At 75.2% G+C, this 16753-nt stretch carries 11 protein-coding genes; 4 read left to right on the top strand and 7 right to left on the bottom strand.

Going from position 1 to position 16753, the window contains the following annotated elements; all coding sequences use genetic code 11:
* The first annotated feature begins 1 nt into the window (after nt 1).
* Nucleotides 2–4909 (top strand): SCO7613 C-terminal domain-containing membrane protein, encoded by a 4908-nt coding sequence (locus ACIA5A_RS20120; protein WP_396764287.1) that lies wholly within the window; start codon nt 2–4, stop codon nt 4907–4909.
* Between the two features lie 403 nt (nt 4910–5312).
* On the opposite strand, the gene purE is transcribed toward ACIA5A_RS20120, so the two are convergent.
* The 4 genes from purE to ACIA5A_RS20100 all read right to left on the bottom strand — a co-directional run bounded on the left by purE (nt 5313) and on the right by ACIA5A_RS20100 (nt 10098).
* Nucleotides 5313–5804, bottom strand: coding sequence for a 5-(carboxyamino)imidazole ribonucleotide mutase (gene purE, locus ACIA5A_RS20115; protein ID WP_269693717.1), 492 nt, complete (start codon nt 5802–5804; stop codon nt 5313–5315).
* A gap of 53 nt (nt 5805–5857) precedes the next feature.
* Nucleotides 5858–7018, bottom strand: a complete 1161-nt coding sequence (locus tag ACIA5A_RS20110; protein WP_396764284.1) for a 5-(carboxyamino)imidazole ribonucleotide synthase — start codon at nt 7016–7018, stop codon at nt 5858–5860.
* A gap of 64 nt (nt 7019–7082) precedes the next feature.
* On the bottom strand, nt 7083–9119 hold the full coding sequence (locus ACIA5A_RS20105; RefSeq protein ID WP_396764281.1) for a thioredoxin domain-containing protein: 2037 nt from the start codon (nt 9117–9119) through the stop codon (nt 7083–7085).
* Nucleotides 9120–9204: 85 nt separating this feature from the next.
* Nucleotides 9205–10098 (bottom strand): hypothetical protein, encoded by an 894-nt coding sequence (locus tag ACIA5A_RS20100; protein ID WP_396764278.1) that lies wholly within the window; start codon nt 10096–10098, stop codon nt 9205–9207.
* 212 nt (nt 10099–10310) lie between these two features.
* Here ACIA5A_RS20100 and ACIA5A_RS20095 point away from each other — a divergent pair, with 212 nt between their 5' ends.
* Nucleotides 10311–11336 carry a phosphatidylinositol-specific phospholipase C domain-containing protein gene (locus tag ACIA5A_RS20095; protein ID WP_396764275.1) on the top strand — a complete coding sequence of 342 codons (1026 nt, stop codon included), beginning with the start codon at nt 10311–10313 and terminating at the stop codon, nt 11334–11336.
* Nucleotides 11337–11384: 48 nt separating this feature from the next.
* On the opposite strand, the gene ACIA5A_RS20090 is transcribed toward ACIA5A_RS20095, so the two are convergent.
* The 3 genes from ACIA5A_RS20090 to mca form a co-directional block, all read right to left on the bottom strand.
* Complete coding sequence (locus ACIA5A_RS20090; RefSeq protein WP_396764560.1) at nt 11385–13874, bottom strand: putative bifunctional diguanylate cyclase/phosphodiesterase; 2490 nt, start codon at nt 13872–13874, stop codon at nt 11385–11387.
* A 222-nt stretch (nt 13875–14096) separates the two neighbouring features.
* A complete protein-coding gene (locus tag ACIA5A_RS20085; RefSeq protein ID WP_396764272.1) occupies nt 14097–14381 on the bottom strand; it encodes a hypothetical protein in 285 nt (94 codons plus the stop codon).
* Between the two features lie 48 nt (nt 14382–14429).
* Nucleotides 14430–15311: a mycothiol conjugate amidase Mca gene (gene mca, locus ACIA5A_RS20080; protein ID WP_396764269.1), complete on the bottom strand. Its 882-nt coding sequence runs from the start codon at nt 15309–15311 to the stop codon at nt 14430–14432.
* Nucleotides 15312–15553: 242 nt separating this feature from the next.
* Here mca and ACIA5A_RS20075 point away from each other — a divergent pair, with 242 nt between their 5' ends.
* Both ACIA5A_RS20075 and greA read left to right on the top strand, forming a co-directional pair.
* Entirely contained in the window at nt 15554–15988 is a 435-nt protein-coding gene (locus ACIA5A_RS20075) for a DUF4307 domain-containing protein (protein ID WP_396764266.1), read from the top strand.
* A gap of 144 nt (nt 15989–16132) precedes the next feature.
* Entirely contained in the window at nt 16133–16633 is a 501-nt protein-coding gene (gene greA / locus ACIA5A_RS20070; protein ID WP_396764263.1) for a transcription elongation factor GreA, read from the top strand.
* Nucleotides 16634–16753: the final 120 nt, after the last annotated feature.

The following is a 16753-nucleotide window of genomic DNA, read 5'->3' as shown; positions in this document are numbered from 1 at the left end:
CGTGGAGAGCTTCAGGTGCGCCGCCTGCGGGCGGGAGATCAAGCCCGCCGCCGTCTGTCCGCACTGCGGCGCGGGGCAGCCGCAGTGGGCCGAGCACCTGGCCGACATCGAGCGCTCGATCGCCGAGATGAAGGCCCGCGACGCCGAGATCGCCCGCGAGCAACGGCAGATCGCCGCCAAGATGCAGGCCGCCCTCTTCCAGCGCGACATCCTGGCGCACGCCGGTGAGGAGCGGATCAAGCAGGCCACCCGGCCGCGCAAGGTGCTGCGCCGCCGGCCGGGGCGCCGCCCGCCCACCGCCGCCACCGGCGCCCCGCCCCGGGTGCCCCGGCAGGGCACCCCGCCACCCGCCCCGGACGACCTGCCCCCGTCGCCGCCGCGCGGCCGTCCCCAGTGGCTCGACGTGGACGACCCGGAGCACCCGCCGGAGGCGTCCTCGCGCGAGGTGCAGAACATCCCCCTCGGGCTGGGCGCGCTGCTGCTCGGCGTCGCGGCGGTGGTCTTCGCCGCCGTTGCCACCAGCTCGATGGACGCGCTGGCCCGGCTCGGCGTGCTGCTGGTCGCCACCGTGCTGATGCTGCTCGCCCCGCCGGTGCTGGCCCGCCGCGGCCTCACCTCGACCGCCGAGACCATCGCCGCCGTCGGGCTGCTGCTGGTGCCGCTGGCAGGGTACGCGGTCTGGGCCGTCGACCGGATCAGCGGCGGCACCTCGGGGGCCGCGTTCGCCGGGTCCATCTTCCTGGTCACCACAGTGGTCGCGGTCGGCTACGCGTACGGCACCGGGCTACGCGCCCCCCGCTTCGCCACCGTGCTGGCCGCCCAGCCGGTGTTGCCGCTGCTGGCGTACGAGCGGATCACCGGGCCGGCCGGCTGGGCGCTGGTGCTCACCGTGGTGGCGGTGCTGGACCTGGCACTGGCCCGGTCCGCGGTGGTGCGGGAGCGACCGGTCCGGTCGGACCTGCCCGCAGCCACGCCGAGGACGCCGGTCCCGCCCCGGCAACGCGCCGACGACGACCGGCCCGAGTCCGCGCCGGAGGAGTCCGCCGAGGTGCTCGGCGGGGAGCCGCCCGCCGGCCCGGACTCCGTCGCGGCGACTCGACCGGTGCCGTGGCTGCGTGAGCTGACCTGGCTGCTGCACGGCGCGGCGGTCGCGCTGGCCCTGGCGTACGCGGTCACCGCCCTGCTGCGGTCCGCGACCGTGCCGGCCGCCGCGGCCGCCGGCACGGTGCTGCTGTTGGCGGCGCTCACCGCGCTGGCCGGCACGCTGGTGCTGCGCCGGCCGCCGCTGCCCGACGTGGGCGCCGGCATCGTCACCCTCGCGGTGATCGGCGCGCTCGGCCGGGTCGCCTCGGTGGCCCTGCCGGGCCGGTCCCTGCTGCTGATCGCCGCGGTCATCGCGCTCACCGGGTTCGCCGTCCGGGCCATGCCGGAGGCGGCCCGCCGGGGTCCGCAGCTCGCCTCCGCGGTGGCGCTCACGGTCAGCGGCCTGGTGGTCGCCGGCGGGGCGCTGCGGGCCGGGCTCGCCCCGGTTCGGGCGGCGCTGCCGGCCTGGTCGGCCGACCTGAGCGGATGGCACGCCGAGCTGGCCCGGGCGGTCGGTCCGACCGGCTGGCAGCTCGCCGCCGCCGCGCTGCTGCTCACCGTGGCCGCCGTGGTCGCGCTGCCGGTCGAGATCCGGCGCGAGTTCGCGGTGGTCGGCGCGGCGCTGACCGCGCTCGCCGTGCCGGCCTCGCTCGGTCTGGGCTGGGCGGCGGCCTGCTGGCCGATGCTGCTCACCGCGGTCGCCGTCGGGGCGCTCGGGCTCACCGCCGGTAGCACGCGGGCCGCCGTGGTGCACGCGGTGACCGCGGCCGGGCTGGGGCTCGTCGGTGCCGGGGCCGCGCTCTCCCGGCCGGCGCTCTCCGCCGCCGCGCTGACCCTGCTGTTCCTGGCCGGGGCGCTGGTCTCGCTCGCGCCCCGGGTCCGCATCGCCGCCGCCGCGACGGATCCGGTCTGCGCCTGGGCCGCCGGCGGCGCGGCGTTCGCCCTGCCCGGCGCGGTGGCCGCGTTCGTCGCCGCCACCGTGCCGACGCCACCGTCGCCGACCCCGGCCAACCTGCGCGAGATCACCGTCCCGATCCTGGCCGCCAGCTTCCTGGCGGTCTGCGTGACGCTCGCGTACGCGGCCCTGGTGCAGGTGGCGCAGCGGCAGCTGAGCATGCCCCACGCGCTCGGTACGGTGCTCGGCGCGGTGGCCGTCGCCGCCGCCGGCTTCGGCGCGCCCGGCGCGACCTCGGCGGACGCCTGGGTGGGCGGCCTGCTGCTGATCAGCGCCGCGCTGCTGGCGTTGGCCCCGCGGATCGACGCCGGTCGCCGCGCCGACATGTCGCTCGACGGTTCGGACCTGGCCCTCGCCGCCACCACGGTGGCGCTGGTCGCCACGCTGGCCCGGATCGCCGCGGTGCTCGCGCCCGGCGGGCAGCTCGTGGTGGCGGCCGCGTTGGTGCTGGTGGTGGCGGTCGCGGCCCGGGCGTTGCCGGAGGAGTGGCGTCGCGGTCCGATCCTCGGCATCGCGGCCGGCGGCACGCTGATCGGTCTCGTCGCCGCCTGGAGCGCGCTGCGCGGCGGCGTGGGCGTGCTGGCCACCCCCGGGCCGATCTGGGCGGGCGATCTGAGCGGGTGGCCGGCGGCGCCCACCGGCGGGGCGACCTGGCAGGCGCCGGTGACGCTTGCGCTGCTGGGGATGACCGCCGCCGTCCTGCTGCCGCCACCGTGGAAGTACGACGTCTCGGGCGTGGCCGCGGTGCTCGCCACCGTCGGCGCGCCGGCCGCGTTCGACCTGCCCTGGTGGTCTCCGGTGCTGGTCGGCGCCATGGTGGCCACGGTCTACGGGATGGCGGCGGTGGCCGCGGTGGACCCGCGGGCCGCGCTGTCCCGGGCCACCGTGGCCGGGGTGGTGGCGCTGCACGCCGCCGGCGCCGGCCTGGTCCGGCCCTGGACCACCGCGCTGGCGCTGGGCAGCATCGCCCTGATCGGCGCGACAGTGGCGGCCCTGGCCCGGTCGTTCGCGCCGTCTCTCGTGGACGACGTCCGGGCCGAGGGCATGCCGCCGCACCTGGTGCAGGTGGGCGGCGCGGCGGCCGGGGCGGCCCTGCTCGCCCTGCCCGGCGCGGTGGCCGCTCTGTCCGCCGAGTTCGGTCGCCCCGCGCAGGTGGTGCTCACCTCCGCGCTGGCCGCCGCCAGCATCGGCCTGGCCGTGATCGCGGCGGTCCGCCGGCAGGTGCCGCAATATCTTCCGTACGCCAGCGTGGCCGTCGTCGGCGCGGCCACCGTCATCGCCGCCGCCGCTCTCCTCGTCCACCTGCCCGCCGGCGTGTTCGCCGCCGCGGCGGCGCTGCTCGGCGTGCTCGCCGAGCTGATCCGGGCGGCCACCGTCCCGCCGGCCGACTCCGCCCGTCCGGTACGCCGCTGGTCGGTGCTGCTGAACGGGGCGCTGCGCGGGGACGAGTCCAACGAACTGCGGTGGCGGGTCAGCCCGGCCGCCGGGGCGCTGGCCGCGGCGGCGCTGCCCACCGCGCTGGCGCTGGTCACCCTGGGGCCGCCGCTGGTGGTGGCGCTGTTCTCGACGTTCGTCGTGCTGGGACGGGTGTGGCAGGGGCCGCCACCGGAGCTGCTCACCCCGCCGCCGGACGCGGTGGACCCGACCCACGTGCTCACCGCGTTGCTGCTGACCGCGACCGCGGCGCTGGCCGCGAGCGGGTTCAGCGGCGGCCGCCGGTCCCGGGCGGTGCCGGTGGTCCTGCCCGGGGCGGCGCTCACGCTGCTGATCACGCCGGTGGCGCTCGGTCAGGGCTGGCCGATCACCGCGCAGGCCGGGCTGGTCGTGTTCACCATCTCGATGCTGGGACTGGCGCTGACCCCGCCGCCGGCGCTGGCCGAGCCGGGCCGCTCGATCCGGGTGGCCCGGGTGCTGGTCTTCGTGATCGGGCTGGCCGCCGGCGGCGCGGGGCTCGCCGGCGCCCTGGCCACCCGGGACCTGACCCTCATCACGCTGGGCAGCGCGGTCGCCGTGGGCCTGGTCGCGGCGTTCTACGGCACCACCCAGCGGGCCCGCATCCTGGGCTGGCTGTTCGCCTCGGTGATGGCCCAGCTCTTCGTGCTCACGCTCGGCCTGGTGGTCGGGCTGGCGGCGGTCTGGTCGGCGTTCGGGGTGCTCACGGTCGGCGCGGCGTTGCAGGTCTTCGCCGCCACCCTGCCCCGGCTGCGCCGGCCGGAGGCGTACCGGGAGGCGGCCACCGTCGAGTGGAGCGGTTACGGCGCGGCCCTGATCGCGCTGGCCCTGGCGTACGACTCGCCCCGGCACATCGCCGCGCTGCTGGCCGCCTGGGGTGCGGTGCTCGGGATCGCGGCCAGCCGCCCGGGGCGGCGCCCGATGGAGCGGAACCTGCTGTTCTGGGCCGTGGTGGCCTGCGAGATCAGCGCCTGGTGGATCCTGATGCGGGTGTCCGACGTGGCGCTGCCCGAGGCGTACACGCTGCCGTTCGCGGCGCTGGCTCTGCTGGTCGGGGTGCTGCAGTTGCGCCACCGGCCGGACATGTCGAGCTGGGTGGCCTACGGGCCGGCGCTGGTGACCGCGTTCCTGCCCTCACTGGCGATCGTGGTGGCAACCGACTCCAGCACGCTGCGGCAGGTGTTGCTGCTGCTCGGCGCCGTGGCGGTGCTGATCTTCGGGTCGACCAGCCGGCAGCAGGCACCGGTGATCGTCGGCGCGACGGTCACCGCGATCGCCGCGGTGCACGCGTTGTTCAGTCTCGGCCCGTGGCTGGTGCTGATCCCGGTCGGCCTCGTCCTGCTGGTGCTCGGCGCGAGCAACGAGCGCCGCCGCCGCGCCCAGGAGCGCCTGCAGACCGCGCTGCGCGGGATGCGCTGAGGCGCCGGCCGTCGACGCGGCGCCACCGTCGGGCGGATGGCGTCGGTCGTCTCCGTCCGGCGGATGGCGTCGGTCGTCGCCCGGCGCGCTGGCCCCGTGGTCTTTGCCGGCATGCCGACCCGTCGCCCGGCCGGCGCGCCGATCGGTAGCTCTCCGTAACGGTCGGTCGACGGGGCCGACACCCGTCCCGCCGCCTTTGCTCTGCAGCCACGGACGCATCGGTAACGGAACGCGACCGCGAACGCCCCGGGCAGGATTCCCGCATCGGTACCAAAGACCAGCCCGGAGCCGTGCTGCGTCGGTGGCTGCAGAGCAAAGGCGGCGACGGGTCACCACCCGGCACCAGGGCTGCGGTGACTATCCGTGACCCGACGTAATGAACACGGAGGGTGAGTTTCCCGGGTCAGCGCAACGAGGCGCGGAGCGCGGCTTCCTTCTCGGCGACCAGGTCCTCCAGGCTCGCCTGATAGCCGGCCATCTTCTCGCGCAGCACCGGGTCGGCGGCCCCCAGGATGCGGACGGCAAGCAGCCCGGCGTTGCGGGCGTTGCCGATCGACACGGTGGCGACCGGCACGCCGGCCGGCATCTGCACGATGGACAGCAGCGAGTCCATCCCGTCCAGGTACTTGAGTGGCACCGGCACGCCGATCACCGGCAGCGGGGTGACCGAGGCCACCATGCCGGGCAGGTGGGCCGCCCCACCCGCGCCCGCGATGATCACCCGGATGCCCCGACCGGCGGCCTCCCGGCCGTACTCGATCATCTTGAGCGGGGTGCGGTGCGCCGAGACCACGCCGACCTCGTGCGGCACGCCGAACTCGTCGAGCGCGTCGGCGGCGGCCCGCATGGTCGGCCAGTCCGAGTCACTACCCATGATCAGCCCGACGGTGCTCACGCCGTGCCGACTGGGCATGCCCTCACGGCCCTCGCTCCGCTCGGTGCGTTCGCTCATGCGCGTCCCTCCTGGAGCCAGCGGGCCGCGCGCGCGGCCCGGGCCCGTACATCGGCCAGGTCGGTGCCGAGCACCGTGACGTGCCCGATCTTGCGACCCGGACGCACCTGCTTGCCGTAGAGGTGGACCTTGGCGCCGGGCTCCGCGGCGAACAGGTGGTGCAGCCGCTCGTCGATCGAGATCCCGCCGGGCTCCCCGCCGAGCACGTTCGCCATCACCACGACCGGCGCGGTGAGCGCGGTGTCCCCCATCGGATAGTCGAGCACCGCCCGCAGGTGCTGCTCGAACTGCGACGTGCGGGCGCCCTCGATGGTCCAGTGCCCCGAGTTGTGCGGGCGCATGGCCAGCTCGTTGACGACCAGCCCGGCGGCCGTGTCGAAAAGCTCCACCGCGAGCAGGCCGACCACCCCGAGCGCGGTGGCCAGGTCGATGGCGAGCTGCTGAGCGGCGAGCGCCTGCTCCTCGGGCAGGTCGGGCGCGGGCGCCAGCACCTCGACGCAGATGCCGTCGGACTGCACCGTCTCCACCACCGGGTAGGCGGCGACCTGCCCGAACGGCGACCGGGCCACCTGCACGGCCAGCTCCCGGCGCAGCGCCACCCGCTCCTCCACCAGCAGCGGCGTGCCGCCGTCGAGAAGCGTCGCGGCCAGCTCGGCGGCCTGGTCGGCGTCGTCCACCATCCAGACGCCCCGGCCGTCGTAGCCGCCCCGGGCGGCCTTGAGCACCACCGGCCAGCCCACCTCGGCGCCGAACGCGAGCAGGTCGGCCGGCGACTCCACCGGACGCCAGGCCGGGTTCGGTGCGCCCAGCTCGCCGAGCCGCTCCCGCATCACCCGCTTGTCCTGCGCGTGCACCAGCGCCTCGGCCGGCGGGAACAGCTTCACGCCCTCGTCGGTCAACGCGCGGATGTGCGCGTTCGGCACGTGCTCGTGGTCGAAGGTGACCACGTCGCAACCCTTCGCGAACGTGCGCAGCGCGGTCAGGTCGGTGTGGTCGCCGTACTGGACGTCGGCGGCGACGAGCGCCGCGCCGTCGTCCGGGGCGAGCGCCAGCACGCGCAGTGACTGGCCGAGGGCGATGGCGGCCTGGTGGGTCATCCGGGCGAGCTGGCCGCCGCCCACCATGCCCACGACGGGGAGTCCGGTACGGGAGTCCATAGCGCCGCCAGCCTAGCCGGGCCGGCAGCGGGCCCGACCGTGAGGGCGGGCCGCCGCCGGCGGCTCAGCCGAGCTGGGCGACCAGCTCGTCGACCGAGGTCACCGGCCGCTGGCAGACGAACCCCCGGCAGACGTACGCGGTGGGCCGCCCGTCGACCAGCGGTCGACCGGCCAGCAGCGGCACGCCGGGCTGGTCCGGGGCGCCGGCGACCACCACCGCGCCGGGCGGGGCGTGCCGGTGCGCGGCGGCCACCAGCGGGTCACCGGCCGGGTCGTCGGTCGCCACCGCGATCTCGTACGGGCCGGAGAGCAGCGCCTCGCCGACCGTGGCGGCGTAGCCGGTGAACCGGGCGTGCCGGTCGACGATCGGCGCGACTGTCGACAGCGCCCGCTCGGCGGCCTCCCGGTAGCGCGTCTCCCCCGTCAACGCCGCGTACGCGACGAGCGCCGCGACGATCGCCGAGCGGCCGGACGGGGTGGCGTTGTCGGTGGGGTCGGCGGGCCGCGTGACCAGGCGCTCGGCGTCGTCCGCCGTGTCGTAGAAGCCGCCGTCCGGCGCCGCGAACCGGGCCAGCGCCACGTCGAGCAGCTCGCCGGCCAGGGTCAGCCAGCGCCCCTCGCCGGTGAGCTGGTGCAGCGCGCAGAACGCCTCGGCGACGCAGCCGTAGTCCTCCAGCACCCCGGCCGGCTCGCCGACGACCCGGTCCCGGGAGACCCGGCGCAGCCGGCCGTCCACCAGGTGCACCGCGGCCAGGTGCTCGGCGGCGTCGCGCATCGCGCCGTCGGCGACGATGACCACGCCCTCCATCAGGTTGGCGTCCTCGTCGGCCGGGTCCGCGTGCAGCGCGGCCACCTGCTGGAACTCCGCGATCGCGGTGATCGCCAACCCGTTCCAGGCGGCCACCACCTTGTCGTCGCGGGCCGGCTGGGGGCGGGTGTCCCGGGCGGCGAGCAGCCGGCCCACCACGTTACGCCAGCGGGCCCGGACCGCCGGGTCGGCGTCGTCGACGTCCCGGGCCAGCTTCAACACGCTGGCGCCTTCCTCGAAGGTGCCCTGCTCGGTGACGGTGAACAGGTCGGCGGCGAAGCGGCCGTCGTCCTCGCCCAGCACCTCGACGAGCTGGGCGGGCGTCCAGACGTAGGTGAGGCCCTCCACGCCCTCGGTGTCGGCGTCCAGCGCCGAGGCGAAGCCCTCGCCGGCCCGGTGCAGCTCGTCGGCGAGGAACCGCGCGGTGTCCCGGGCCACCCGTCGGGCCAGCCGGTCGCCGGTGGCCCGCCAGAGCTGGGTGTAGACCCGCAGCAGCAGCGCGTTGTCGTAGAGCATCTTCTCGAAGTGCGGCACGGTCCAGTGGCCGTCCACCGAGTAGCGGGCGAACCCGCCGGCGAGCTGGTCGTTCAGGCCGCCGCGGGCCATCGCCTCGGCGGTGTGCCGGGCGATCTCCAGGCTGCGTGGCGAGCCGGTGCGGCGGTGGTGCCGGAGCAGGAAGAGCAGGTTCATGTGCGGCGGGAACTTCGGCGCGCCCCCGAAGCCGCCGTTCGTCTCGTCGTACTCCTGCGCGAGCTGGGCGGCGGCGGCGTCGAGCAGCTCGACGGTGAGCGGGGCGGTCACGCCGCCGACGGCCTGAGCGCCGCCGATCGCCTCGACCACGGCGGCGCCCTGGCGCAGCACCGCGTCGCGCTGGTCGCGCCAGGCGGCGGCGACGGAGCCGAGCAGGCGGATGAAGTTGGCGCGCGGGAAGTAGGTGCCACAGAAGAACGGGGTGCCGTCCGGGGTGGCGAAGACCGTCATCGGCCAGCCGCCCTGGCCGGTCATCGCCTGGGTGGCGGTCATGTAGACGGCGTCGACGTCGGGGCGTTCCTCGCGGTCGACCTTGACGCAGACGAAGTCGTCGTTCATCAGCCGGGCCACGGCCTCGTTCTCGAACGACTCGTGGGCCATCACGTGGCACCAGTGGCAGGCGGCGTAGCCGACCGAGATGAGCACCGGCACGTCACGCCGTTTCGCCTCGGCGAACGCCTCCTCGCACCAGGGCCACCAGTCGACCGGGTTGTCGGCGTGCTGGAGCAGGTAGGGCGAGGTGGCCTGAGCGAGTCGGTTCACCGTCCGACCATAGCGAGCGCGTCGGGCCGGCGCGGCGGGAGTGGTCCGGCCGGACCGGGACCGCCGTCCCGGCCCGGCCGGCGGATCACCGGGTCAGCGTGAGCGTCGAGGTGTCCCGCACGGTGTACTCGTTCGAGTATTCGAAGTCGCGGACCGGCACCTCGGTGACCGCCTGCGCCGTGCCGCGCCGGAACGTGACGTCGGCCGGGTAGGTGGTGGCCGACCAGGGCACCGCCTGGCCCGGGACGCACGCGACCTGGATGTCGTAGCGACCCCGCACGAGGCCCGCCTTCTTCTGCTGCTGCGTGAGGTCGCCACCCACGTCGATCGTCTCCGCCCGGGTGCAGGTGACCGTGCCGCGGATGGTGGCGACGCCCTTGCTGGTCACCGTGGCCGCCGGGTCGACGGTCAGGGTGACCTCCTGCGCCGGCACCGGCGGCGGGTTCGAGATGTGGACCTCACCGCGCAGGCCGCCGGTCGCGCCCTCGCACCGGATCTCGAAGGTGGCGTCGAAGCGCTCGACGTAGTCGAAGGGGCCCCAGGCGGCGTCGAGGACGGTGAACGAGCCGGTGCTCCGCGCGCAGGACCGGTTCCAGCCGTCGTTGGAGAGACTGATGCCCGCCTGGTGGTTCTCGTAGTCCGGCTGCCCGACGTTCTGGTAGGTGTCGCCCGCCTTGAGCGCGGCCGGGGCCGTGAGCCCGAGGTACCAGGTGCCGTCGGGGTAGTTCGACGAGATCATCTGGAACTGCTGCGCGTGCCAGCCCGACGCGCTCGTCTCGTCGCCCGGAGTCGTCGTGGCGGAGCTGTAGGAGTAGGTGTTGCCGGCGGTGATCGGGTCACCCGGCTCACCGACCACGCTGAACGACCAGGTCTGCACCGGACGGGCCTGCGCCGGCGCGGCGCCGACCAGGCCGGCTGCGCCGGCGGTCACCGCCGTGGTCGCGGCGACCAGGACCCGTCGCCAGGAACGTCTCGTCACCGTCGTCCTCCCCGTGTGGACGTCCGCGGGGCACCGTCGCCCCGCACTGCCCGAAGAGTAGGGCCGATCGATCACGCCCGCTGCCCCCTACCGGCACGATGTCGGCAGCTTGACGGTCAGACCCGGACCATCCTTCCGCTATTCATTTTCGTCTATTTGAATCGACGCATGGCCGGCGCGCCCACCGCCGGCACGTCCGAAGGAGACGGTCCATGCGCAGAGTCCCCGCCCTGCTCGCCCTCGCCGCCCTCGCCGGCGCCGCGCTCGCCCCGGGCACCGCGTCCGCGGCGGTGCCCCCGGAGACCCGATGGTCCGCCACCACCGGCGTCGGCATCCACAACACCTACGAGCGCGGCACCTACACCTACCTGGCCCAGGCGCTCGACGCCCGGCCCGCCCTGATCGAGCTGGACGTCTGGCCGGACGTGCTCACCCGCCAGTGGCGGGTCAGCCACAGCAACCCGCTCGGCAACGACAACAACTGCGTGGCCGCCACCAGCGCGGCGCAGCTCTACACCGGCACCCGCAACAAGAACCTGGAGCACTGCCTGGACGACATCCGGCTCTGGCTGGGCGCGCACCCCGACGCCGGCCCGGTGGTCCTCAAGCTGGAACTCAAGACCGGCTTCAGCGGCCGCACCGGGCAGGGGCCGGCCCAGCTCGACGCGGTGCTCGCCGCGCGCCTCGGCGACCGGGTGTTCCGCCCGGCCGACCTGCTCGGCGGCCACCCCACGCTGGACGCCGCCGCCCGCGCGGACGCCTGGCCGACCCGGGCGCAGCTCGCCGGCAAGGTGCTCGTGGAGCTGATCCCCGGCACCGTCGAGGAGGGCAACCCGACGGACACGCTCTGGACCGACGTGGAGTACGCCCGCCACCTGGCCGGCCTGGCGGCGGCCGGCACGCTGGGCACCGCCCGCGCGTTCCCGGCCGTGCACCGGGCCCAGGCCGGCGACCCCCGCTCCCGGTACGCGGACACCACTCTCCGGCAGTGGTTCGTGCTCTTCGACGGCGACGCCTCGGCGTACGTCGGCGGCGGCATCGACACCGCCTGGTACGACGCCAACCACTACCTGCTGGTGATGACCGACGCGCAGAACGTGCCGCCGGCCGTCCCCAGCGGCGACGCCGGCGCGGCGGCGGCCCGGGTCGCCGAGCTGGCCCGCGCGCACGCCAGCATCGCCTCGGCCGACTGGGCCACCCTGCCGACCGTCCTCGACGACGTGCTGCCGCGCGGCTGAGTCCGTCCGGTCCGCGCCGCCGGTGTGCTCCGGCGGCGCGGAACCGGCTCAGGAGGCGCCGTCGGCGCGCAGCGGGAAGACGTTGTCACGGGCGGTGTCGCGCAGCGACCCGAGCACCGCGCCGATCTTGTCCGCCGGCATCGGCTTGAAGAAGTGGTAGCCCTGGGCGGCGGTGCAGCCCAGCTCCGCCAGCGCGGTGCGCTGCTCGGCCGTCTCCACGCCCTCCGCCACCACCCGCAGCCCCAGCTCGTGGGCCAGCCCGACGGTGGTACGCACGATCGCCGCCGCCTCCGGCGAGTCGACCATCCGGATCACGAAGGAGCGGTCCACCTTCAGCTCGTCCACCGCGATCCGGGTGAGGAACGTCAACGAGGAGAAGCCGGTGCCGAAGTCGTCCACGGCGAGCTGCACGCCCATCGCCCGCAGCGTGGCCAGCACCTCGTCGATCACCTCCAGCTCGCTCATCACCACCGTCTCGGTGATCTCCAGGACCAGCCGGTGCGGCGGCACCTGGTGCCGGCGCAACGCCTCCTCGATCTCGGCGGGCAGCCGCGGGTCGAGCAGGCTGCGCGCCGACAGGTTCACCGAGATGGGCACGTCGAGTCCCTCCCGCGCCCATCCGGCGGCCACCTCCAGCGCCTTGTCCAGCACGTAGCGGGTGAAGCTGCCGAGCTGCTCGCTGTTCTCCACCGGGCGGATGAAGTCGGACGGGGCCAGCCAGCCCCGGCGCGGGTGCCGCCAGCGGATCAGCGCCTCCACCCCGGTCGGCGCGCCGGTGGCCAGGTCCACCGCCGGCTGCAACGCCAGCACGAGCTGGTCGTCGGCGGCCAGCGCCTCCCGCAGCTCCGCGAGCAACGCCAGGTGGTCGGTGCTCGCGGCATCGCGGGAGCTGTCGTACGCGGCGACGCTGCCGCCGCCCTCCTTCGCCTGGTACATCGCGATGTCGGCCCGGCGCAGCAGCTCGGTCAGGTCGGCGGTGCCCGCGTCGGCCACCACCACGCCGACCGCCACCTCGACGGACATCCGCACCCCGGCCACCTCGGTCGGGGCGGCGAGCCGCTCGGCGATCTCCCGGGCCTGGCGCAGCGCGTACGCCAGCGGGGCGGTCCGGTCCTCGACCACCGGAACCGAGGTGAGCAGCAGCGCGAACTCGTCCCCTCCGAGCCGGCCGAGCAGGTCACCGGGCCGGGTGAGCACGGCCAGCCGGTGGGCGGTCAGCCGCAGCAGCTGATCGCCGGCGGCGTGCCCGAGGGTGTCGTTGACCTCCTTGAACTGGTTCACGTCCAGCAGCAGCAGGGCGACCGGGTGGTCGTGCGGGCGCTGCCGCAGCGCCTGGTCGCCCCGGGCCAGCAGGGCCGCCCGGTTGAGCAGCCCGGTGAGCTGGTCGTGCACCGCCTCGTACGACGACCGGGCGGTGACCAGCCGCAGCTCCCGGTGGGTCGCGGCGTCGTGCAGGGCGGCGGCCAGCGCGTCGGAGAAGGCGGCCATGCCGTCGCGTTCGGCGTGGCCGGGCGGGGCGGACCGGGCGAACCGCACCCGCAGCCGACCCACCTCGACGGCGCCGACGGCGAGTCGCCGGACCAGCTCGTGCTCACCCGACTCGGCGGGCGCCGCCGGCTCGACCTCGTGGTCCCGCACCTGCCCGCCGAGGTCGGTCCGGTAGCGGCGCCAGCGCCCGTCGCCGCGCGCCACGTCCACCTCGACCAGCTCGGCCCCGAAGAGGGTGAGCGCGCCGGTCACCGCGGCGGTCGCCACCCCGCGTTCGTCGAGCTGGTTGAGCGCGGCGGTGGCCTCGGCGAAGGCCCGCCAGGTCCGCCGCTCCGCGTCGGCCCGGAGCCGGTGCCGGTAGGTCTGCTGGAGCAGCCACAGCGGCGGCGGCAGGAGCAGCAGCCAGCGCGGGTCCACCTCCAGCAGCGCGACCACGGCCAGGCCGACCGCGACGTTGCCGACGAACATGAGCAGCTTGCCGCGTAGCGCGGCCAGCAGCGGCGGTCCGATCGGGATGCCGTGCCGCAGGGCGATCGTGGCGGCCCCGAGCCAGCCGGTGGTGACCAGGTAGGTCACCGCGCCGGCGGCCAGCGCGAGCGCCAGTTCCGGGGTGGGCGCGGCCAGCAGCGGCCGCCCGAGCGCGCTGGCGACGGCACCGGCCAACGCGGTGGCGGCGGTGAGCGAGCCGGCGATGCGGACCAGTTCCAGCACCGGGCGCCGGTCGGACACCAGCGACATCGTGGTCCAGGCGGCGCCGGCGCCGAGCAGCGCCGCGGCCGGGAGCCAGCCGGCCGGCACCAGCCAGAGGCAGACTACCAGCGCGGCCTCGCCCCAGGTGATGCTGACCATGCCGGCCGCGGTGCGGAAGCGCAGCCGGGCGAGCTGAGCCACCGCGAAGGCGACCGCGGCGAGGCCGAAGCGGGCCGGGCCGGGCAGCGGATCGTCCACCGGCAGTTGCGCGGGGACACGGAGACCGAGCACGGCGGCCAGCAGCGCGGTGACCGCGACCGCGGCGGTCAGCAGCACGACGCTCACCGGCGTGCCGCGCAGGCCGAGCCGGTCCGGGGGACGGTCGGCCGGTTCGGAGGTCACGGCTCCGCCCCGGCGGGACGTGGACGCGGGGCACGGTCGGGGCGCGCTGCTGCCTTCGACATCGGCGTCCCCCTTCCGCGCAGGGTCCGGGGCCTGACGGTCCCCCCGGCGGAAGGCTAAGCCAAAGCCGGTGGCCGCAACAGGGGTGAACGACCGGCTCGGGCGTGATTCACGCGGTGTTCAGCCGTTGCGGCGCTGCTGGGAGCCGTTGGGAGCATTCGTGGGTGAATCCTGCTCGACGGACCCGTCTGTCGGATCGACGACTGCCGCGTCGACCCGGCCCGACTCGGCCGGGTGCGGAAACCGGTCCGGCAGCCGGCGCAGCCGGGCGTTCATGTTGCGGATGAGCAGGACGGTGACGGTGGCCAGCGCGATGATGAGGAAGAGGCCCATCGGGCCGGCCAGACCACCCGTGCGGGTGTCACCGAAGTTGTTCTCCGCGAGCACCTGGGCGGTGGTCAGCATGGTGTTCCTCCGATGTGCGGCTGACGACCAGGGTAGCCCCCGTGGACGTCAGCGGGCACGGCACGTCTCCCGCACCCCGGCGAAGAGGTCGGACTCGGGCAGCGGGCTGTCCACCAGCGAACGGGCGAGTTGGAAGTCCTCCGTCGGCCAGGCGCGCCGTTGCAGGTCCATCGGCACCTGGAACCAGAACCCGTCCGGGTCGATCTGGGTGGCGTGGGCACGCAGCGCGTCGTCGCGGACCGGGAAGTAGGCGGCGCAGTCGACCCGGGTGGTGATCCGCTCCCCCTTGTCGACGCGGTCCTCCCAGCGCTTCATCCAGTCGCCGTACGGCGACTCGTGGCCGGCGGCCAGCATCGCCTCGTGCAGGCTCATGATCTTGGCGCGGGAGAAGCCCACGTCGTAGTAGAGCTTCAGCGGCTGCCACGGCTCGCCCAGCTCCGGGTGGCGCTCCGGGTCGCCGGCCGCCTCGAACGCCGCCACGGTGACCTTGTGGGTCATGATGTGGTCCGGGTGCGGGTAGCCGCCCTCCTCGTCGTAGGTGGTGACGACGTGCGGGCGGAACTGGCGCATCAGCCGCACCAGCGGCGCGGCGGCGACCTCCACCTCCTGCAGCGCGAAGCAGCCCTCCGGCAGCGGCGGCAGCGGGTCGCCCTCGGGCAGCCCGGAGTCGACGAAGCCGAGCCAGGCCTGCTCGACGCCGAGGACGGCGCGGGCGGCGTCCATCTCGGCCCGGCGGATGTCGCCGATGTTGGCCCACACGTCCGGCCGGTCCATCTTGGGGTTCAGCACGCTGCCCCGCTCACCGCCGGTGCAGGTGACGACCAGGACGTCCACCCCCTCGGCGACATATTTCGCCATGGTGGCGGCGCCCTTGCTCGACTCGTCGTCGGGATGCGCGTGCACCGCCATGAGACGCAGTTGCTCTGCCACCTTCGGCGCTCCTCGTCTGTGCCCGCCGACCGGCCCACCCGGGCCGACCGGCTGACCTGCCGGAATCTCCCCCCGCGCCCGCGAAAGCCCCCGTGCTGGCGGTCGGGCCGTCGCCGGAGTGGTCGAGACCACCCTGGCCGGTCGGGGCCGACCTGCCATCCTTGGCTCAGCGCCGGGCTGGGAAGATGGACTCTGCCATTCTTGCCGATGCCGCCGACAACGACGCCAGGAGATACCCGCCGGTGAGCGAGACGCACGCCACAGTCGCACCGGGCACGCCGGTCTTCCCGCCCGGCCGCTACGGCCGCCGCCGGGAGCCGGGGCGCCGCCGGCCGCTCCTGCTCGCCCTGGTGGTGACGGTCGTGCTGGCCCTCCTCGGGCTGGGCGCGGCGAAGCTCTACACCCAGTACGGCGACCCCGAGTACCAGGGCGAGATGATCAGCTACACCGGGATCACCGACTCCCGGGTGCTCGTCGACTTCCGGGTCACCGTCCCGCCGGGCGGCTCCGCGGTCTGCCTGCTGCGGGCCCGCTCCCACGACGGCGCCGAGGTGGGCCACGTCGAGGCCACCGTGACGGCCGCACCCGGCCAGCGCCACGTCCGGACCACGCGGGAGGTGCCGACCAGCGCGCGACCGTTCATCGGCGAGGTGTTGCGCTGCCGACCGGCCGGCTGAGCCGGACGTCCGGCGCGGTTCCGGACACGCACCCCGGGCCCCACCACCGGCACCCGGGGTGATCGACCGCACTCCGACGGGTACGACACTGGTAGCTTGGTAGTTCACCTGTCAGCCAGTCCGCACCAATCGAGGAGATCGCCTGTGTCCACCAACGGAAACGAGGCGCCCGCCACCTGGCTGTCCCAGGACGCTTACGACCGGCTCCAGGCCGAGCTCGACGAGATGATCGCCAACCGGCCGGTCATCGCCGCCGAGATCAACGCCCGGCGCGAGGAGGGCGACCTGCGGGAGAACGGTGGCTACCACGCCGCCCGCGAGGAGCAGGGCAAGGCCGAGGGGCGCATCCTCTACCTCAAGGAGCTGCTGCGCACCGCCAAGGTCGGTGGGGCGCCGGACGCCGACGCGGTGTCGCCCGGCATGGTCGTGACGATCTACTTCGACGACGACGCCGACGACACCGAGACGTTCCTGCTCGGCTCCCGCGAGATCGCCTCCACCACCGACCTCACCGTCTACAGCCCCGAGTCCGCGCTCGGCAAGGCCATCCTCGGCGGCAAGGCGGGCCAGACCTGCACCTACACCGCTCCCAGCGGCGCCGACATCAAGGTGACAGTGGTGTCGTTCGAGCCCTACTCGGGCTGATCCCCCTCCGGACCCGCGCCGGACGGCCCGGGTCCGACCCGACCGAGGCTGACAGGCTCCTCGGACCCGAGCCACCCACCCGAACGCCCCGACCGGATCACCCGGCCGGGGCGTTCGCGG

The sequence above is a fragment of the Micromonospora sp. NPDC051300 genome, assembly GCF_044455315.1.
Lineage (GTDB): Bacteria > Actinomycetota > Actinomycetes > Mycobacteriales > Micromonosporaceae > Micromonospora > Micromonospora robiginosa.
Note: the sequence above shows the minus strand (reverse complement) of the source record. Positions and strands in the feature narration are given on the sequence as shown.